26 protein-coding genes and 1 pseudogene are annotated in these 19,926 nt (G+C 41.6%); all 27 read right to left on the bottom strand.

All coding sequences use genetic code 11. The features are described from left to right. Positions 1-9: 9 nt before the first annotated feature. Positions 10-596, bottom strand: a pseudogene (locus OGY09_RS01820) (DUF6012 family protein). Between the two features lie 26 nt (positions 597-622). Beyond that, positions 623-943, bottom strand: coding sequence for a hypothetical protein (locus OGY09_RS01815; RefSeq protein WP_001020837.1), 321 nt, complete (start codon positions 941-943; stop codon positions 623-625). Between the two features lie 59 nt (positions 944-1,002). Next, a complete protein-coding gene (locus tag OGY09_RS01810) occupies positions 1,003-1,407 on the bottom strand; it encodes a hypothetical protein (protein ID WP_001218544.1) in 405 nt (134 codons plus the stop codon). A 15-nt stretch (positions 1,408-1,422) separates the two neighbouring features. Next, positions 1,423-1,938 (bottom strand): thermonuclease family protein, encoded by a 516-nt coding sequence (locus tag OGY09_RS01805; protein WP_001218000.1) that lies wholly within the window; start codon positions 1,936-1,938, stop codon positions 1,423-1,425. Next, entirely contained in the window at positions 1,935-2,369 is a 435-nt protein-coding gene (locus OGY09_RS01800) for a membrane protein (RefSeq protein ID WP_000981209.1), read from the bottom strand. The genes OGY09_RS01805 and OGY09_RS01800 overlap by 4 nt, the downstream gene beginning before the upstream one ends. 81 nt (positions 2,370-2,450) lie before the next feature. Continuing rightward, positions 2,451-2,708: a hypothetical protein gene (locus OGY09_RS01795; protein WP_000726017.1), complete on the bottom strand. Its 258-nt coding sequence runs from the start codon at positions 2,706-2,708 to the stop codon at positions 2,451-2,453. Between the two features lie 5 nt (positions 2,709-2,713). Then, a complete protein-coding gene (locus OGY09_RS01790; protein ID WP_000717626.1) occupies positions 2,714-3,016 on the bottom strand; it encodes a TrbM/KikA/MpfK family conjugal transfer protein in 303 nt (100 codons plus the stop codon). Further along, positions 3,013-3,426, bottom strand: a complete 414-nt coding sequence (locus OGY09_RS01785) for a cag pathogenicity island Cag12 family protein (protein ID WP_286589870.1) — start codon at positions 3,424-3,426, stop codon at positions 3,013-3,015. The genes OGY09_RS01790 and OGY09_RS01785 overlap by 4 nt, the downstream gene beginning before the upstream one ends. Beyond that, positions 3,423-5,258: a type IV secretory system conjugative DNA transfer family protein gene (locus OGY09_RS01780; protein WP_000053829.1), complete on the bottom strand. Its 1,836-nt coding sequence runs from the start codon at positions 5,256-5,258 to the stop codon at positions 3,423-3,425. The genes OGY09_RS01785 and OGY09_RS01780 overlap by 4 nt, the downstream gene beginning before the upstream one ends. Positions 5,259-5,260: 2 nt before the next feature. Next, positions 5,261-6,292 carry a P-type DNA transfer ATPase VirB11 gene (virB11, locus tag OGY09_RS01775; RefSeq protein ID WP_001058469.1) on the bottom strand — a complete coding sequence of 344 codons (1,032 nt, stop codon included), beginning with the start codon at positions 6,290-6,292 and terminating at the stop codon, positions 5,261-5,263. Position 6,293: 1 nt separating this feature from the next. Beyond that, entirely contained in the window at positions 6,294-7,499 is a 1,206-nt protein-coding gene (gene virB10 / locus OGY09_RS01770) for a VirB10/TraB/TrbI family type IV secretion system protein (RefSeq protein WP_000139137.1), read from the bottom strand. Further along, on the bottom strand, positions 7,496-8,425 hold the full coding sequence (locus tag OGY09_RS01765) for a TrbG/VirB9 family P-type conjugative transfer protein (RefSeq protein ID WP_000783376.1): 930 nt from the start codon (positions 8,423-8,425) through the stop codon (positions 7,496-7,498). The genes virB10 and OGY09_RS01765 overlap by 4 nt, the downstream gene beginning before the upstream one ends. Before the next feature lie 4 nt (positions 8,426-8,429). Beyond that, positions 8,430-9,143 (bottom strand): VirB8 family type IV secretion system protein, encoded by a 714-nt coding sequence (locus OGY09_RS01760; RefSeq protein WP_021538370.1) that lies wholly within the window; start codon positions 9,141-9,143, stop codon positions 8,430-8,432. A gap of 244 nt (positions 9,144-9,387) precedes the next feature. Then, complete coding sequence (locus tag OGY09_RS01750) at positions 9,388-10,449, bottom strand: TrbL/VirB6 family protein (protein WP_021538369.1); 1,062 nt, start codon at positions 10,447-10,449, stop codon at positions 9,388-9,390. An 11-nt stretch (positions 10,450-10,460) separates the two neighbouring features. Next, entirely contained in the window at positions 10,461-10,745 is a 285-nt protein-coding gene (locus OGY09_RS01745; protein ID WP_001722385.1) for an EexN family lipoprotein, read from the bottom strand. A gap of 14 nt (positions 10,746-10,759) precedes the next feature. Continuing rightward, positions 10,760-11,509, bottom strand: coding sequence for a type IV secretion system protein (locus tag OGY09_RS01740; protein WP_046617855.1), 750 nt, complete (start codon positions 11,507-11,509; stop codon positions 10,760-10,762). A gap of 10 nt (positions 11,510-11,519) precedes the next feature. Beyond that, positions 11,520-14,273: a VirB4 family type IV secretion/conjugal transfer ATPase gene (locus OGY09_RS01735; protein ID WP_187190617.1), complete on the bottom strand. Its 2,754-nt coding sequence runs from the start codon at positions 14,271-14,273 to the stop codon at positions 11,520-11,522. A gap of 18 nt (positions 14,274-14,291) precedes the next feature. Further along, the gene (locus OGY09_RS01730) at positions 14,292-14,588 is read right to left on the bottom strand and encodes a TrbC/VirB2 family protein (protein WP_286589859.1); all 297 of its coding nucleotides are present in this window, start codon (positions 14,586-14,588) and stop codon (positions 14,292-14,294) included. Further along, complete coding sequence (locus OGY09_RS01725; protein WP_163444248.1) at positions 14,566-15,213, bottom strand: lytic transglycosylase domain-containing protein; 648 nt, start codon at positions 15,211-15,213, stop codon at positions 14,566-14,568. The genes OGY09_RS01730 and OGY09_RS01725 overlap by 23 nt, the downstream gene beginning before the upstream one ends. 223 nt (positions 15,214-15,436) lie before the next feature. Next, positions 15,437-15,943, bottom strand: coding sequence for a transcription termination/antitermination NusG family protein (locus OGY09_RS01720; RefSeq protein ID WP_000872473.1), 507 nt, complete (start codon positions 15,941-15,943; stop codon positions 15,437-15,439). A 332-nt stretch (positions 15,944-16,275) separates the two neighbouring features. Continuing rightward, positions 16,276-17,442 carry a MobP1 family relaxase gene (mobP1, locus tag OGY09_RS01715; RefSeq protein ID WP_000539534.1) on the bottom strand — a complete coding sequence of 389 codons (1,167 nt, stop codon included), beginning with the start codon at positions 17,440-17,442 and terminating at the stop codon, positions 16,276-16,278. A gap of 2 nt (positions 17,443-17,444) precedes the next feature. After that, the gene (gene ddp1, locus OGY09_RS01710; RefSeq protein ID WP_000815825.1) at positions 17,445-17,990 is read right to left on the bottom strand and encodes a DNA distortion polypeptide 1; all 546 of its coding nucleotides are present in this window, start codon (positions 17,988-17,990) and stop codon (positions 17,445-17,447) included. A gap of 315 nt (positions 17,991-18,305) precedes the next feature. Beyond that, a complete protein-coding gene (locus OGY09_RS01705) occupies positions 18,306-18,578 on the bottom strand; it encodes a hypothetical protein (protein ID WP_001363158.1) in 273 nt (90 codons plus the stop codon). A gap of 12 nt (positions 18,579-18,590) precedes the next feature. Further along, on the bottom strand, positions 18,591-18,740 hold the full coding sequence (locus tag OGY09_RS01700) for a hypothetical protein (RefSeq protein WP_000003876.1): 150 nt from the start codon (positions 18,738-18,740) through the stop codon (positions 18,591-18,593). 68 nt (positions 18,741-18,808) lie between these two features. Then, a complete protein-coding gene (locus OGY09_RS01695) occupies positions 18,809-19,102 on the bottom strand; it encodes a hypothetical protein (RefSeq protein WP_021568250.1) in 294 nt (97 codons plus the stop codon). A gap of 14 nt (positions 19,103-19,116) precedes the next feature. Beyond that, entirely contained in the window at positions 19,117-19,533 is a 417-nt protein-coding gene (locus tag OGY09_RS01690; RefSeq protein WP_012599847.1) for a DUF4097 family beta strand repeat-containing protein, read from the bottom strand. Between the two features lie 9 nt (positions 19,534-19,542). Next, the gene (locus tag OGY09_RS01685) at positions 19,543-19,842 is read right to left on the bottom strand and encodes a hypothetical protein (protein ID WP_286589854.1); all 300 of its coding nucleotides are present in this window, start codon (positions 19,840-19,842) and stop codon (positions 19,543-19,545) included. Positions 19,843-19,926: the final 84 nt, after the last annotated feature.

Genomic DNA, 19,926 nt, shown 5'->3' with positions numbered 1-19,926 from the left:
TATTATCCTTTAAATAACTAATGCACTTTCAATAGACGGTTGTCTTTTGAATAAAGAGCAATCTGTACTCAATCGTTCAGACTGAATAGTGTGAAGTAAAAGGCTTTCTTCTCTGGACAGAAGGAAGTCACCCCATTCGAACTCTTCCCACACATCATGACTGTTTTCACCAGGTTTATTTAATAAGGACTCCATTTTGGGCTGGATTCTGGCTGGAGGCTTATTTTCATAAGCTGAATGAACCCTGTTACTCCACTTATCAAAAGAACCATTTAAAAGAATTTCCTGTGAAACCATATCAAAATTATCATCTTCTATATAGGTATTGACTTGATGGTAAATTAACCCCATATCTTCAATATCCCAGGTGTATATAGTAGTAAACCATCTTAATTTTTATCTGTTTGCAAAACGAGGCCATTAACTGACTTCCTTCCTTTTCGCATTCCAACCCATAAACATTTATTAGGCCACGGTCTGCCTACAGACAATGATTCACTATCAATTATAAAATCAAGCTCAGGTATGGAAATAGATTTAAGGCTACATTTATTAGCCATGAGATGATAAAGTTTAGGAACAATATGTATATACATAGTAATTTCCTTTATCTTTAGTGTGCTCAAATAAGTCCTGATTTGTTGATATCGATACCAGACTTATCAGCAAGAGCGACCAAAAACTTTTCCTGTGAATCAAGCCAACCACTTACCCACGGATATTCATCAAGAATTTCAGGATGTTGATTCTTTATAAGTTCAAGCAGTTCTCTGTTTTCAGATATTCGCTTATTAACACCGCCCTGTGTGCGCTTTATCGTTTCAGACAGTGAATTGAGTCTGTAATGGACACGCCTGTAATATTTAACAACTATAAATAAAATCACAATCAAAGCTATAACCCATACGCAGAACAATACTTCTGAAAATAAATGGATATTCATTTAAGCCTCCTTAATTTTATGCCGCCATTTCATCCATTATGACTGTGAAGTATTCAGCATTAGTATTCATCTTCATAAGGTAGCCAATCGTAATCGTTTGAGTTCCAGTCAATTGGAAGAAATGGCTCTGTTTGTTTATGGCAGGAGAGGCAAACATAAATATTTTTCTCTTTATGAAAAATCATCGACTTACATTTATCACAGTCGCACCAACCCTCGACTGGTTCAGGGTATTCAGGTAATTCTGTCTCCTGATGTTTACCATATTTTTCCCATTCCTCGGCATCCTGATAACCTCCCCATACTGCTTGTGTAAAACTATCGATATAGTCACCTGACTCATTTTTATCAAAATTAAATTTATATACTTCGCCATTTAGTTCAAATGACATATCAAGGTCAGGTAGTAATTGCTTTTCGAAGCGTTGTTGTAACTCTTTCTTTTCTTTGGGTGATAAAGCCATAAAAACCTCTATCAGTTAGTTATGTTTGTATCGCCACTCCCACGGTGGAACCGGATTTGCATCGACCCACAAACCGCGTTTTTGTTCCTGCGCTTCCCGTTGTAGAGCCGGTAATGACTCATCCACGTTGTAACGTTCATATACCCATGCAGCGCCAGACTGAACCATAAAGCGGCTGGCATCCGTGCCGTTCGTCGTGAACACATGACCGATAATGCGTCCGTAGCGGTCTGTCTGCGTGTACGTCACCGTAACAGGCTGTGCTGCAAGCAGAGCTTTAAGCTGATTTGCTGACCAGCGCCCGAAAGCCTGTTTTTTCTCCGGTGCATCGATGTTTGCCAGGCGAATCCTGACGGGCTTTTTGTCCTGTAAAACTTCGATTGTATCGCCATCGAGAACACGAATAACTTTCCCCTGGATTTCCTGGTTTAATGTAGAAAGTATTCCTGCTAAAGCACCAGGTATTCCACCTGCATTTGCAGACTGAAAAGCAGTAAACAGGAATAAAATCACGCTTAAAAAAATCCTCATTCAACGTCTCCTTTTCTCTTTCTACGATAAAATAGTTCTTCCAGTGCACGAAAATTAAAGGTAAGCCAGACCACAAAGCCAATAACAACTGACGACCAATAAAAATATCGAATGGAACCGTCAACAGATTCCTGCCAGTCAGCAGCATCAACTAACGTTGTTATACATTTATTTTTTAATACATGTTCAGTTGTGGAGTTTGTCAACTCCATATCCTGTGGTACACCCTTTTCGAAAAGACAGACGTTAACCTTATCAGAAGGAGTATCGGTTATAAGCCCCCTGGCCTCTTTTAAAAATGAACCAGCAATTGAGTTATTAAACGAAAAAAACATAAAAACAACAAATAAAGCTATTGATGGGGCCGTGATAAAACTAAAAACAAAAACTTGCCGAAGCATACGATTGACATAACTAAATTTATTCATCATAAAACTAACGCCCTTCGGTTGTTCAACCCCGCAAATCCCGGATTAAAATCCGGAATCTGCGGCGTTTGCCTTTATTTCAGTTCAGAATAACTCTGGATAAATTTTAACCTCATTGATTTCTTCAACTGAAATACGCTCTGGCATAGTCCTCGAACAATACTTTGTGAGAGGAGTTTCTTTGCAGTTACCTGCTTTACCGGGCGCAATCGTTGCCTCGTAGTTATGAATGATGGCGTTCATAGTCTTATCATCCAATGCATGAGCAGGATTACCAGCTATAAAGCCAGAGTGCCCTGCTTTTATTGCATTAAGAAAATCAATCTTTTCTTTTTTTTTCATATCATCTACCCCTTAATCTTACCGAACTTACTCATAATTTTTGAGATAGCAGCCGGATCCGCCGTTGAGCACTGATTCAAAAATGCCTTGCGGGCATCAAATGTTTTACTCCAGCGAATGTTTCCTTTTTTCTTTTTCAGAATATTAAAAAAGTCCTTTTCAGCACTTCTGCACTCACTTCCCCCACCTTGCCCGACTGCTTTTCCATATAAGCAAAGTACCGAGGCGCAAGGGTCAGATGCATACGCAGGTGCTGTCAGCCAGGACACAGTAAAAATTACGATTAGACTTTTGCATATCTTTTTCATGGTAACCTCTGAACATTTATTCTCGAAAGGGAGATTTCAACATAGTCATTATTCAACCATCTTTTTAGTGGCTGATATTCAATAACACCTGTTGCACCATTTTTTCTTAGCCAGTCTTTCGCTGACCAGTAACTATCAAAAGAAGATGTCCTTACAACTATTTTTTCAGAGTGGGCAACTGCATAAAAAACAGAATCATCGTAAAGACGATTTTCTGGTTTAAAATCAGGCAACACCTTACTCCATAAGGAATTTATATTATCTGATTTAATAACGTTAGATGTTGGTGTCCAGTTCATTATTTGTGTATTCATAACTTCAGGCCGTCTTTCCCATTCAACCTGTGGCGGTTCAGGTGGAGAGGAACAGGCTGTGAGGAGAAGAATACTGATCATAAGTATTTTTTTCATAGCAAAACCTCAGACTCCAGCTCCCCTACGGAGAGCATTTTTTCTTTTGACGGATATTTAAGCCCTTTCACACCAAATATTTTTTTCGTCTTATTTAGTTCCATCGTCAATGATGCCAGTTTAGGACTGACCTTCATTAACCTGTCCATAAAATACGGATCAAGGTAATAAAGTGCCTTTTCTGCTTTAACAGGGTTCTCCCCCTTCAGGATGATAAATTCTTCTTTAAAGTCCAGCGTTCCCAGCTCCTGTGGAAGCACCAGTGCTCTTCGGGCTTCACTTTCTGATTCGCCCTGTGAAGCTGATCGTCCCCGGCTCTTGCTTGTGCTCTTTGATGTGGTTGTAATATACCCAAGTTTTTCTGATATCTTCGCGGCATCATCCTCTTCGCTGACAGCATAGATAATACGGCATGGATGAGCACTCATCAGCGTTTTGGCTCCCTCAATACCATAGATTTCATTTAGCTGACTGATATTCTGATAAATCGTCAGCAGTTTAAGTTTAAAACCTGCAATATACCCTGACCCCTTTTTAATAATTGGCATATAACCAATCGAAGGGAACTCATCAAGAAACATCAGGCAGTCATGTTTCAGGGTGGGATCAAAATCAGGATTTTCACGCAATGTCACTTCAACAACGAAGTTGAAAAACAGGTTCAGAAAATCGTAAGCCAGAGATATATCTTCCGCATTAACACCGACATAAACAGTGATATCTTCCCGTCGCAACTGACGGAGATCGAAATCATTACCATCAGTACATTTACGAACGGTTGGGAGATAAAACAGGCTCATTTTCTTACGGAAAGAACCATCAATGCTTGAACGCTGTTCATCTTCCGTTTCGTGATATTCCCTGATTTTGGTCAGGGCATCGCGCAAATGATACAACGCGTTTTCATCAAGTCCGTTTGTTCCCTCCAGTTCTTCCCGCTTACTGAGTATCAGTTCCCGGTCAATATTGCTGTACAGGTCGACGACAGAACCGATTGAGAAAACGGGTTTAAGCCCGAACTCATTAAGCCAGGACGGCTCATAGTTAATAAAGAAATGAAGCAACTTAGCCAGTCCTGTCCAGTATTGACCCGCAAGATTATTAAAGTGCGCTTCTGCCCCTGTCATGCCATAAGATGGAAACAGAATTTCAATCAGTTTAAGCAGATCCTTAGCCCCACTCTCCGCTTTTAAATCAATATAGAAAAGGGGGTTAAACTGGTGTGTCTTACTGTTGAATGGGTCGAGAAGGTAAACTTTATTACCCAGCAGTATTTCACGCACCTTACTGGTGATTTTCCACAATTCCTGTTTTGGATCTAACGCAATCAGAGAGTGTTTTCTGACCAGAAGATTAGGGATACCAATGGCGGCACCTTTACCGGCGCGGGTTCCTGCACCAAGAGATACAAAATCCGGGGCGGTATACCACAGATATTTTCCTTTATACGCGCCGACCAGAATATCCGTATCATTTTCTGTCTCCCACTTAAGCAGTTTTGATTTTTTTAAATCATTGTCACTGGCAAACTTCGCATCACCATAAAGAGCAACATCCATTTTATTCAGTTGCCAGATAACAAAAACAGGCACAATGAGAGACGAAACCATACCTGACAAAAGAGAAGGTATGGCAGTCAGTCTGATATCTGTACGTATATTACTCTCTGTTATTATTTTCCAGAGCAACATGGAATCAAAATTTTTCCATATATACAGTGGTGTTTTTCCGTTCAGGAAATAAACAGCAACAGAACCAGCATAATAGGTCACGAGACACATAACCAGACCGATAAAAACCCACTGGCCTTTATCTGGAAGTTTTAAAGACATAATCACTCCTTCAGTTTTCTGAAATAATCATCAAAATGAAGTTGTCTGTAGTAAATGCCGGAAGCGAACCGAAAATCTTCATCATCAAGGTATTTAATACTCATGATAATATCAATATTACTCAGTACACGTCTTAAAATGACATTGAATGGTAGATTCTGACATTCAGGATTCATATAACATCGCTGGACAATCCCAAGCACGGCATATTCAGGACTACTTTCGTGAACGGTGGTAATGTTTCCTGCATGGCCTGAACTCGATGCTTTCAGAAAATCCCATGCCTCAGCTCCCCTGATTTCTGTCATCAGAATCCTGTCCGGATTCATACGAAAACAGGAACGCAGAAGACTCGCTGAGGTAATAATCTTACTCTCCCCCTCTGCCGGATAGTAAAGTTTTACATGGTTTTTGTGAAATCTGAATTTTGCCTCATCAGTATCTTCAATAGAAATACACCGCAGATGATGCGGTATATATTCCAGACAGGCATTTGCAAAGGTGGTTTTACCTGACCCTGTTCCTCCACAGAAAACTATCGTTTTCCCCTGACTCAGTGATTCAGGTATAACCCTTTCAAAATATCCGGAAGTGATTAAAGCAGAAATATTATCTTCCATAACAGAGTCACCACTTAAACCACTGACGCGTGAATAAAATCCCTGTTTTATAAATTTGTCATGACTGATAAAAATACCTGACGGCTTACGGATTGTTATAGAAACAGTATCTTTTTCAGTTGCCGGTGGGATCACAACCTGAACACGTTCTCCACCCGGAAGCGTGGCAGAACGCAGGGGATATTCAGGAGTCACAGAACCGCCGTCATGAAAATCGGCCAGTGTGGATGCAAAAGAAAGACAATCACTGTAACTCATCTTTTGTTCATACCATTGCCACTTTCCCCTGACCTTTATAAATATTTCTCCTGGTCGGTTAACAGCGATTTCCGTGACACCATCAATCTCATTCAGCCAGTGATAAAAATAGTCGTTAACCACATCATAAATCAGATGTCTGTTTTCGTTATTCACATTAACCCCCTTTCATTTTCAGTTTATAAATACCTGAAAAATCCAGATCCTGACCGACAATCAGAGTAATAATTTCTCCCTGATTTTTATAAAGCGTTGGCGGGATATTCACACTATTAGAAAATGCTTCGCGTGCTATATCAGCAAAAGCCTGGCGGCTGTTAGCTGTATAGTCCGTCTGACTGTCCCTGTTATTCTGAGCAATACCACTGGCCGCCTGACTTAAATCCGGTATCATCCCGACCATCATTGCACCAAGAAAACGTTCACTGAAATGAGTGTCAATCCAGCCAGAAGCACCGGCTTCGCCTAACGCGCCAGCCGCCTGTGAGTCAACCAGGGGAATATCAATAAAAGGCTTACTGCGGGTACGTAGCTTATAAGCCATAACAAACACACGCCCTTGTCCATGATTTAAAGACCCGGCCTTATACATCAGTTTTGCGGCGGTTCCTCTTTCGATAAGTTTTACATTGCCACTGGCGCTGTATATATCACTGTTGACCGTACATTCCAGTTTCCCCGCCAGGTCAGAAACAAAACGCCTGTCCAGTGAACAGGGAATTGATGTCCCTTCCGGGATAAACAAATTTGGGTCATATGGAAGTTTCGTTATTTTCGCCAGTGGCGCAGATTCTGTAGCCTGTGCGGTTGCTTTTGCTTCATCCTTTTTATCGCTTTCTGGCTCACTGGCCGCAGTATGTGAAACTGACGTTCCCGCTGAACTGCTGCTGTTTCCTGCCTGGCTGCCATCAAGAGAAACGTCAAGTGCACGGCTGAAGCTCTGCTGTTTATTTTCCGGCGGTTCAGTCTTTTCAGAAGAAATGACTTTTTCTTCCTCTGGTTTCTCTGTTTTTTTCTGTGCGGTATTAAAAGGATCGATATCTTCGCTCAGTCCGGTCTGACGTTTAGCCGCTCCGGTTGCAAGCGGCTGACTTGCGGGTTTCTCATCCCCTGACGACACAGAACGGATAATGGACGGGATATAATAAACAGAAACACCGGCAGCAAGCAGAAGAAAACCCACGACGAGGATAATCATCCCTTTACGTGATTTTTTAAGTTTTTCAATACCAAGCTGCAATGCTGGCTTGCCAGGCTCTTCTTCCGGGCTCTTCCCGGCCTGTTCCAGTTCTTTCTGTCTGCGTTCCCGTAACTGCTGTTCAATTTCGGTTGCAGTCGGGATTTTATTTTCCTGTTCAGTCACTGGATCACCTCTTTCTTAACATCCGGGGATACCGTATCTCCTGCTGGTAAACGTACTTTTCCGAAGCCCTGGTTCTCAATCCCCACCACCTGCTCACCAAGACGTAAAACAAAACGCTTATCAACCGGTACGCCAACAGCCGTAAAACTCCCGCTCTGTTTAATCACAGGATTGGTAAGAGTCTCCTGCATACCGTTCATCACAAAGACGCTGGGAATTTTCTTTAACGGACTGAAGCCGAACCAGGTATAACGACCATCGTCATATGCATAATCAGGGCTGATATCCTGGCTGCCTTCAGCAACCCGCTTCCAGTACTGCCAGTTACGGGGCGATTTCGCATTTTCCAGGGAACGGTTGATTGCCTGTTCCTCCAGGCGTCTGGCAAGAGTCTCTGTGCGTTTCTTCTCAATTTCGGCCTGTTCCTTCCGGCGTTCCTGCGGATACTGGTAATTCACCACAAACGCAATTTTCTCCGGCTGCCGGAACGTCCGGGCGTTCAGCTCCATGCTGTAATTACGTTTCGTGGTACGAACAAACAGATTCGTTCGCCAGCGTTCAAGCTCATTTTCCGGGTCAAGAGCAACACTGACGGATTCAGAAGAGGTATTACCGTTTTCATCCGTATTATTTTTCTGAACAGTCTGTTTAACAGGACGAACTTCCAGATATACCAGGTTATCTTCTTTATTAACCGCCCATCCCTGCGGAAAACCAGTTCTGGCACTGATAACTGTTTCATCTTCATCAAATACCAGTGTGGTGGTGTATCCAACGGCACTGTTAATTATGGTGGTATTATTAGGGTTATAACTGACTATCTGATTGCGTGGGTCAAAGCGACTGCCTGAAGGAAGAACAGCAGCATGACAGACGTGCGCCGCCATCAGAAGCGCCATAATTAACGCTCCTTTATTCATTTTCATATTATTAACCTCTGGCTTCTTTATCGCGAACGTAGCTTGTTACAACGAACTTAAGAGGATTGTTATTACGTTCCCCTGACACCATTTCAACCTGCGGTTCGATACGATAAGTCAGGCGAACATTCCAGAACTCCTGGCGGGTTTGTCCGGTAGCAACATCCCTGATGGTCAGACGAAAACGAATATACGCACCGATATCTTTATCATCCGTCCGTGACGAGGGTGAAATTATGACAGATGGATTATCCTGAACCATTGCCGTTTTTTCTGCTTTGTTATAAACAAGTTTTGGTGCCTGTTCGCTGTTAAATAATGCGTTATAATCTGCCGCGACATTCTCCGCGCTGTAAGCCATTACATAATCATAATCATGCTGGAGACTGAAAAAATTATAACCTTCACGATGTTTTATATACTGGGTGATAAAATATCTGGCAATGGCTTCATTTTCAGAAAGATTTTCTTTTTTAACGGAAGTCAGACGTTCAGCCACGCCTGTAACTTTATCGATAAGGTAAGCATCAACAACTGTTGTTTTCAGTGGCAATGCTGCATTTAATGCAAGTAAAGACAGTCCACCAATTAACATGCCACAGACACCACCGAATTTATAGATACGATTCATTCTCTCCTGTAGTGCAATGTTTTTTTCTTCAAACGAAACTGATGAGTCAGTAACGTCTTTTTTATTTTTAAATCCGGGAAGTTTAAATTCCATTTTGCATTACCTCAGCAGAATTAACAGGTTCGCTTTTCCCGGAAACGGGCGGTAGTTTATGTGACGCCTGACAACCAGCGAGACAAAGCGTCACGAAAGCCACAATAAGTAGTTTCATAATATGAACACCTGTATAACAGATTAATATTTACAGAAGACTCAGTCTGAACAAAGAAAATAGATCGCGACAAGCCCGTTAATTATGAAAAGAACATTTAAAATGGTATCAACACTCATAATTAAATCACCCTCCATACATTTTCTTTGCCCTCTCAATAGCTGCCTGACGAAGCTTTTTGGCACCAATATTAACGCCCTGTCCGGCCAGGTTAGCGGTCTTACCCGTTATTCCCGGAGACTGACCAAACCCGCCTTCCTGACGACGCAGACCTTTCCATGCACCAATACCGGCATTTCTGCCCATACCAAGTACGCCACGCGCCATACGGGATGCACCGAAAACGCCAGCACCAATCCCCATAGCGGCTGCGCCCTGCATGGCACCTTCAACACCCACACCTGCAATCTGTGAAGCATAACTTTTCGCCTGCCAGATAATCCAGGCCATGAAAATGCCAGCAACAGCCGCAGTAGCGCCAATCTTAATTAGATTACGATTGTCTACCGTATCTATTGCCAGAGATAAAACTATATTGAGAAATGATGTTCCGGCTCTTAAAGCTAATGAACCGAACATAAATATCAAGCATGAACTGAAAATAAGCTGCAACCAGCTATTAAACATTTGTCTCAAAAAACCAAACATCAGGCAAAAGATAAAAACAGGTGCAGTGACAGTCAATAATTTCAGGGTTACTTCCGCAGCAAGAAAAACTATAGCACATGCAACTAATGCTAATATTCCACCAAAATAAGTAAAAAGAGCAGCTATAGCTCCATCTGTTTTTACATAAGTTGAAGTATCCTTAGACATAACATGCGCAGCAACCTGTTGTACTTTCGTCCATAACTGATCTAACCATAACCAAGCATCATTATTACCAGATAACGAATCCTTTAAACCATCTATTGCTACCAGGGAAGTATTTAGCCACCCACCTGCATTTTGTATAAACATTAAGATTATAGAAAACCTGCACAAGTTCCAGATAAAATCAGGCACAGGTGTTTGCTGTTTTCTAGCCAGAACAGTAAAAGCATACCATAACACATAGATGGACACCCCGTAGCGTCCTAGGGTGCCTGCTATATTACTTAAACTTGTTAACTGACCAGAAACCGAAGCATCGAGAACCGAGAGGATCTCTTCTTTTGCTGTGACAAAAAAATTACTTGCTTCAGCCATCTCTTGTTTCCTTATTTTTTAGGCATATCACCTTTTTCTTCATGATTAGAAGCATCTTTATATTTTTTAAAATACTCTTTAAAATTTGGTTCTTTGGCATGAAGTTGTTGATAACGGAAATTAGCTTCTTTTACATTTCGACAATTCTGGTTGTCACTTCCGGTTTTCTTACACTCAGCTTCTTTTTTCAATGATTCTTCATGGTGCTCCAACCACCAATCAACAGATTTGGTTTCCTCACATCCGACAAGGGAAAAAATACTGAGTGCACCAATCAAAACAAAAGACTTTTTCATAAGACAACCTCTCTTCAGTTTAAAGTGTATCTTCTCGCTGCATCCTTAAATGAAGGTTCTTCAGCCTCCAGTTGTTGTTTTCTGAAAGCAGCCTGAGCCATCTTCTCTTTATATTCTGCAAGATCTCGCTGCTTATCGCGATACATTTGATACTGAAATTTGAGCTTCTCGAACTTCAGTTGTTCAAGTGCAACAGCGTTTGTTGCATCCTGCGTGGCCTTCGTATCCTTCGCATTTTTGACTTGATCAATAAGGTCTTTCATCGTCTGGTTGTCCTGACGAAGCTTGCTCTCCAGCTTGTTACCGTATTCCACGCTTGCCAGTTGAGAAAGGAACGTCGCTTCACATCCCCGTACCAGGTCGCCGGAATATCCCAGGTTCTGGCAGGTATCCGTTACTTTGTAATCTGACAATAACGATTTGGCCTGTTCCGATAACGCCCCTTCAGGATTTTTAATGTAATCGTCAATAAAAGCATTCCCCTGATCATAAATCTGCATCAGCTCCTTACTCACTGACTGTGCGGACTGCACCAGTCCCTGCACATCACGGATCCCCGTTTTTGACAACAGCTCCTGCTTGTATGCGTTTATCTGACTTTCGTAATGTTTCACCGTTTCCGCCCATTGCTTAAGGCGTTCTGTCCATCGTCCGGCTTCAATCGCCCATTCAGGGTTGGCGTCAATGGCAACAAGTATCCCTGCCTGAGCGCCGGAAATAACAATCAGTGAAGCGACGAATGCCGCCATAATTTGCTTTTTCATTGGTGATTCCTCAAATCAGGTTCGCCTGTTCCAGATAGGTATCAAGCCACTCTTCCGGCTTCATTCCTTCTTTCCATATTTCATCGAACAGTTCTAACTGGGGTTTTGATGCACTGAGAACCGGTAAGTAATACGCTGCTTTTCCCAGCTCCAGTCTGGCAAAAGCAGCAAAATCATCACTTTCACCTTTCCTCTGTGGGTTCTTAACAACCAGGAACTGGCGGGACAGCGGATCAATAGCTTTAATTTTGTCAAAATAAAGCTCCCTGACCTGCAAACCATCAACATATTCACTACGTTTGGCTTTCGGGTTTGCCAGATAGATATGAGTGGCGCATTGTTCACGAACCGCTGCCGCAATGGGTGATTTAATCAGTTCATCCGGTGACTGTGTGGCTACGACAAGCACCATATCGAGTTTACGTCCGGTTTTCAGCTTGTTGTAAACAAAGTCCCTGAACGCTTCGTTATTGATCCATTGCCAGAACTCATCCATGTAGATAAGAAGCCTGCGACCATCGGCCAGCATGGTGACCCGATAGATGAGATAGAATGAAGCAGCACTGGCCAGCACCTTATTATCCAGGAACTCCGTTCCATCAATACCGAAAACATCCAGGTTATCGACATCAAACGTGTCTTCCCGATTGTCGAACACCCAGCCAAACTCTTCCCCCTGCGTCCACGGCTTAAGACGGGCTTTAAGTCCATGACGTTTGGTTTCAGTATCATCCGGCTCCTGGATAAGAGGCCGTAGTTTACTAACAGGATAAGAGCGATCTGACCGTTGCATAAGACGTTCAACCGCATCTGAAATCAGGCTGTTCTGGTAATCATCGAGCGGCTCACTGTTGAGAGTACAAAGCAGCCTCACCAGGTCCTTCATAAAAGCGATATTACGTTTTGTTGGCGGCAGTGCGGCGGGATTCCATCCTGTCGGCTCTCCCTCCTTCACCCGGTAATAAGATCCCCCCATTGCCCGTATACCGACTTCACCTGCCCGGTCTTTATCGAAAAAAACCGTGGTCAGTTTTTTCAGTTTTCTGTTTGCAGGGAATGATTCCGGCGTACCGAACTGCTGGGCGGCAAATGCTTTTGTCATCAGTAATACGGTTTTACCCACGTTAGACGTACCGAGAATTTCGGTATGCCCCAGCGTCGGGTTCTTACCGAAGAAATTCTGATGTTCAGTCGTCATATGGTAATTCAGATGGTAGATATCATTACCTGACCCCCGAAGAGTAATCAGTTTTTCCCCCCAGGTATTTCCTTTTTCTTTTCCTGAAAAGAAATTATGAAAACTTTCCATTTCGGCAAAATTAAGACTACTGAGGGTACTCAGACGAGGGCGAAGCGTATAATTTCCTGGTAGCTGAGCAAAATAAGCTGCGCCAAGACTCAGTGTTGAATAAGTGACAATCAGCCCCAAATCTTCCAGAGTGGAAGTCACGATATTGGTGTCTTTCACCAGACGCTCCGGTGAATCCGCAAAGACAACCAGGGTCTGATGCGATTTCCCGAAAGAAATATATCCACTGGAAACCATATCCAGTCCGACTTTCAGATCTGCCAGCAAAGATTTGGCAGCATCATCTGTCATTTCCAGCTTATCGATCTGATCATCCAGCGCCTTAATCGCTGACTGCTTATCCATCGCAGTAAAGGACGATGTCACGACATACTCAACGGGGAGATACATCAGAGCATCCAGAATACCGGCATCCGTCTCCTGAAAATAATCCTTAATCTCTATGCAACGAAAATACCGGGCATGGTCTGACGCGGTAATTTGTCCGGCATCATTACCAAAGAACAGGTCTTTTCCTCCCAGATATGTATAAAACGGACTACTGCTAACCCTGACCTTTTGCCATCGACCAGAAAGCAGATACTGGAACAGAGATAACTGATCTGAATAAACAACCCCATGATCTTCATAAAGCCCAAGACGTCGGGAATGAAAACGGGACAGATAGGTATTCAACCTGTCACAAATTTCATTCATTTCATTAACAGGCTCTTTAAAGATATCTTTTTGTTTTTTACTGCGTGAAAAGAAATGTGTTACTTTATCTTCCGTAGTAAAAGGTTTAAAACAAATCGTCAGAAATAATTTATTCTCGAAAAATTCAGACTGAGGGAATGACTCGTAATAATCATTCATTACTCTGTTCACAAAAGGAATTTTACTGTTAAATACTGGTCTGACGCCCTTTTTACACCTGATACGATGAGGATAAAGCGTAACAGATTTCCCTTCAAAGCTACGTATAAGCGTATTAAGCTGATCTGTCAGAATTGACAAATCTTCAGAATCAACACACTCAAAGTAAGCACCGTCTATCTGCCAGGTTGCCAGCAAATCCCGGTTTTTTGTAACGATAATATTATCAGTGATATGTGAAGAGTACGGAATTAACTCTTCAACAGAAGACTGGTCTTTCAGCTTCATAAAGTTATCCACTTTTGAAATATCAACTTCGTCGTACTGGCTCCCCGCATAATGGACTGCGCTGAATCGCTTGTTTGATAAAGGATGCCCTTTGACAAGGGTTCTCAGATACAGAAGGTCAAAAAAGCGTTCATCAAACTGTGTTACACGCCTGATGGCATACCAGCCAGGAAGAATGAGGGCGTACATAGCCTCATGAATCCAGACACCAAGCAGAACACAAATAATGCACATTCCAAGAAAGGGGTAGAGCGGAACGCCCAGCCCCCTTATTAAAGCAGGGCGCGTAAGACCTTTAAAAAGAGTACTCATAGTGCGCCCATCCTTTAATTACGCAAGCCAGTTAGGAATATATGGTGCAACAATAAAGATGATAATTCCGATAACGAGTGGGACTATCCATGCGGTATGTTGACGCGAAAATAATGCAATATATCCAATAACAAGAGCCATAATTGTAATTGCCGGTTTACGAACAACCGTTAAAAAATCAATTATTTTCTGTAAAAAACCAGTTGTCTTCGTAGACACATCATCCGCAAAAGCAGGTTCTGCAACACAAAGCATCAACGCAGCCATAAATAGAGAAAGCGTTAAATAACGTTTATTCAGATTTAATTTCGACATCTTTTGTTTCCTTTTCATTCGATACAGTGCCACGTATGGCGTATTGAGGATATATAATGATTTCTTCAGGTGTGATAGTCGTCTTGTTCTCCTTTTTAATCATTTCCTTTACAGAGGGAACAATAAAAATTTTTTTGTTATCAGGAGGGCTAAATCCTATACGTTGTACATAACTTGTATTATTAAATTCAGGTTCTGGTTTTACTCCTGTTTCTGGATTACCGGAATAATAGCAACTCAACCCGCGCACTAAGTCGCCACCTCGTTTATAACAGTCAACCAGTATTTTTTCTGATACCTTAAGATTTTCGCATGGATCAAACATTTTCTCTGCTGTTGTACCAAACTTTGCAAAATTGGTACTCGTTATTTGCATAAGTCCTACAGAGTAACGATGATTCCGTAATTCAATGTTTTTAACGATCTTAAGTGCTGCCTCCTTTGATTCAGGAAAGTAAGATACTACGCCTTTATCACCAGGTTTGCGTTTAACCTTTGGTATTATTTCCGCAATCGCATATGGGTTAAAACCTGATTCAACCCTGGCGACTTCGTGCGTTGTGTCAGGATGAACGCTGGCAGCGCATTGCATGGCAAGCGCAAGAAAAGTAGAAGTAGATAACATGATTTTCTCCAGGCCATAACAGCGCGGAAAGTTTAGCCCGAACAGTTAGTCATCGAAGTCGTCATCGTCTTCGTTTATCAGCTCCTCAATAGCCTGACTGGAATATTTTTTAATGAGGTACTGGACAACACCAGAGCTTGATATACGCCGCCCCCTACGATAGCCAATCTCCAGAGCAATTTTATCCAGTTCCTCACGAGAAGTTGAGGGTAGGTAGAGTGTATTACGTTGGGGCTTGCGTCTCGTTGCGCTTTTTTTCCGGGTAGCAGTCATTTTTCTTCCGTTTCATTTTGTGGGTTAAGCTTCTCTCAGTGATATAATGGATGAAAGCCATACTTCTTTGTTGTGGATTTTCCATAAGGAGAATTTCAGCAAATTCGTGTGGAATTGATTTCCTCAAAAGATTTGTTTGAGCGGATTGCGATTGTCTCCGCAAAAGCACCTCAATCACATCTTCTGATACAGGTAAAGGTTCACCGCCAAATGAGATAAAGCGTTGTACGTAAGGGATAGCAGTTATTATAGTAAAATGAACCTCTTCAAAATCTGCCTGGACAAAAAGATAACCGGGGAAAAGTGGAAAACATCTTTCTCGATATGAAACTATCTTATCCGGGCGACGATACCTTGCTGTTTCCATTGGACAGAAGTAAGAAAAGCTCAGGCGTTCGAGATGCGCAAAAACCGCTGCAAATCTCGTAGTGGTGAATTGCAAAACATACCATTTCATAGTTTTTTCCTTTCAGACGCTCTCTCGACTCGGATGACCCCGAAGCAAAGAAAAAAACAAAAGGATAAATTCACATCTCGTAAAGACTCTATCAGCCACATGTGCTGCTTTCAACACATAAAGCAGATCTTTCGATCTAAATAAATCAATTTTTCTTTCATTTATTCCACATAAGCAACTAAACACAGAACATTCATCTTTTGCAGTTCTGTTTTTTAGATCGATAGATCGAATGATGGCGAAAACGCAGAATTTCGATCTGTTTTTAAGGCGAAAAGATGAGCAATCGAACTAAAATAAAAATTTTTCTTTCATAATCAATACATTAAATCTTATAAGCCCAAAAACTTAATCCCTGTTTTCAGCTTCTGTTCTGACTGTAACGTGGATGCTTTCTGCTGCGTAAACTGCGCCATTCGCTGTTGTTGCTTCAGCAGCATATCAGGGCTGTTCAGTACCAACTCTTTGCTGGCTGAAGGTGTTCTGTCTATACCCTTAACCCCCAGATTTTCTAACTGCCACTCATTTCTGTGAACCGTTTTCCAGCCATGCTGAACACCGTTTTTATCGAGCGCCGGGATTTTTACTTCTTTCTGACCAAGTTTCTTCAGTCTGACAAGATCACCTGCTTTAACGCTTTCCCGCGAACATAAGTCCCCAAAATCAGCCCCCCAGTATGTTTTCTCAACCCCCTTGTTAAGAGTCTTTAGCTTTATAAAATGTTGCTTAGACTTTGTTTTATCGTTCTGATAATGGTCATAGCCAATATCAACAACCTCATAAACACCTTTCTGTCTTTTTGGTGCTGTATTATGTGCATCTTTAACAGACTGATTAAGTCCATGCTGTTGCTTATGGGTCGCTTTAACGTCATAACCTTTTAACTTCAACTCTTCACAAAAACCTGTACGGATTTCCCGTAAATCTTTTTTCCTGATGTCAGCGCGTTTACCGTCATTATCACGGATACGAAAAACAACATGAACGTGAGGATGTTCTTTCTTGTCACAGTGGTATCCAAGAACAAAACGGTGATTAGGATATTTTTTCTGCATCGTTTTCCTGACAGACTCCAGCAAGTCTTCAGGTTTTACTTTCGCTGAAACCGGAGGTGAGAAAACAATATTCTGTGTGATCTTTTTATTTTCTTTACCTTTATCATTTATCACATGCTGAGGATCATTAGCACGATCTATCATGTGCTCTTTAGCCTCCTGAATTTCGTCACCTGTCCATACCTGACCGCTTTCACTCATCACTGGTAGCTCTGACTCACGGCTCATATAGTCAATACTGTTTCGAACTCCCTGCCGGGTAATCGCACCTCCTGATATTTTGACAACGACCTCCTTACTGGCTCCCTTGCGATTGATACGTTCCTGAACATTGCGGCTATAGTTCTTTCCACCATTTTTGACTTTATGAGCGAAAGCTGACTTACGACCATTTTCTGATGACTTCCGTTTAACACGATATTCTTTATCAACGTAAACGCCCATAATCACATCTCCACTTTATTTGAAACAGTTCTCCCTTTACATAACATAATGTAATTCTCAAACTGATTCTTAAGATTAAAAATTTCTGTTGTAAGACGCTCCGCATCCTGATAGAAACCATCTTTATCAAGAACCCTGGTCTGATCATTAACAATGATATAATGGAAATTACGACCGATCTTATCAATTGAATTACGGCAACGATTCATCATCAACAGTTCCTGGTCAAAGAAATCCAGTTCATTTTCAAGTGTCGTCTGTATGCGGTAACGACATTCCCGTGATAACGTCCATCCGTGACGATTAGCAGCTCTTTCAATATCAGCCCTTTGTTTACCTGTTAAGTACATCGTTGTTTTGATAAAATCTTTATTATCAAAAAATGTATTTATATCCTTACTGCCAGCTTTACTTTTTAATAAAGCACTTGCTAAAAGTTTCATGCCTTTCGCTACTGTTAAAGCTGGCTCATCTGGATAAAGAATTTTAAGACAATCAAGAAGTTCATCATGCTGTTGTTCTTCCAGTCTGAAATTAACTTGCTTCATAAAATCCTCCAACAAGAAACGACTGTAGGTCACCGGGCAAACGAGCGAAATGCTAGCATTTTGCGGCGTTTGCCCTATCCTGCATCGCAGTGAATCTGGCACCGCTCATAAATTGTGCTTGAGCATCAACAAAAAAGCAAAAAGGCTGATGTTGTCATGGCTGAAGCTACGTTCGTCTGCGACCGGAAACCCAATCAATGCGGTAAGGACAGTGCCGTCAGGTTCGCTCCGCGAACGGTCTGGCAGGAGGCGCAAGCGCAGTCCCGCGCAATATATCAGAAAGCACCTCCCGAAATACGGGAGGGCTTCGGCTATTCAGCTAAGGTTGCTCTGTTCAGGTTGCTGAGTGTAGCCTTCCATGCCCTGACGGGCATCAAAAAGCCAGCGCCGGAAGTTACTCATTCTTTCGAGGTTAGCTTTGCTTGGTTTTTTGCCACGATTACCACTTAATATCCTCCATACTCGTATTCCTGCCTTATTAGTCCAGTACAGAACAATTTCTCCTTTGCTGTTAAAAGCAAGAGAAAAGCGTACAGCGCCCTGCCGCAATTCTCCACTGACAAAGGACACAAATTCATGTTTTGTCATAAAGCCTCCGGTTTATTTATCTGTTCTCTTTTGTGTCTTCTTTTCCAGTGCTTTTCTGAGTAATGCCATATACTCAGGAAAAACATGGAATGGCATCAAAGGGAAAACCGGACGCCCCCCCTTTTCAACGTCATGTATTGCTGATAATATGCGTTCCGACATTTTATTCCTCGCAACAGAATCAAGTGTCACGGTATCAGGTTGCCCCACAACCTGATACCATCTTTTTTTCAGTTTTCAATCCTCCTTAGCATATTTTTCATTAAAATCTTGTTAGCTGAATCAAGATCAATATCGTGCTTAAAAGCAATCAATTTTATTGCTTTCTTTTTTAGAAACTTTTTTAATTCGGGTGTTGAGCATAGTTCTTTGTAAACCTGATGAAGATATACCCCATGTTCATCTTCAAACTTCCTGTCAATAACTGATGTATACATTATAGCGTCGAAACAATAATCATCATCTACAGGACAAGCAGGCCAGAACATCATCTCTACTGCCATTTTTTTAGCTTCAGTAAGCATATCCGATTCCGTGATCATTTTCTGTTTATATCTCCGCTGACAGTGGTTACGTCACCAGAAACATCTCCACAAGTAACATCACCGCTTACAGTGGTTATATCGCCATTAACCTGATGACAATCAACATCACCACTCACGGTTTCAACATCCCCAGCATTCCCATGAATACTGACATCAGCATTTTCGGTTACTATTTTATTTACATTTCCATGTATTTCTACCTTAATACTCCTGCCTTTAAAAACCACTGTTTTATTACCAATTTTAATACAATCATCAGTGACAACAATGTTTTCACTATTTTCTACCGAGACATGCTCTTTTCCATCGATGGTAATTTTATTACCGGCAACGATTAAACCTTTGCCAACAACATAAACACATTTCATAAAATCAACTCCTTTCAGGAAAATGCAGGGATGCCCCTGCATTCATAATGCTTAACGAAGGCACTCAATAAAATCTTTAAAACTTAAGCATTCATCGCCATCTTTTAACGAATCAAAATATTTTTCATATTCGTCCCTGTAGAAAAGGACTAAATCAACATCACTCTGCTTAAGTTCGCCAAACTGAGGAATAATTCCGGTTTTATAGTCACGAATTTTATTGTTATCAGTAAATATGACAACATACTGTTGTCCCGTATCCTTATGCATAAGGATAATAGTGCAAAGCGTTACTCGTTCGAACGTGAAAACATGATTAGTGGTTGAAGTAAAAACAGATGAGCATTTCATTTTAAATCTCCTGCCCTGCTGGGCTATTGTGAGAGGGGCCATTCCCCTTTCGATGAAACAATAATACGACTTTTAAGTCGTATT

The sequence above is a fragment of the Citrobacter sp. Cpo071 genome (assembly GCF_030332765.1).
Classification (GTDB): domain Bacteria; phylum Pseudomonadota; class Gammaproteobacteria; order Enterobacterales; family Enterobacteriaceae; genus Citrobacter; species Citrobacter portucalensis.
Note: the sequence above shows the minus strand (reverse complement) of the source record. Positions and strands in the feature narration are given on the sequence as shown.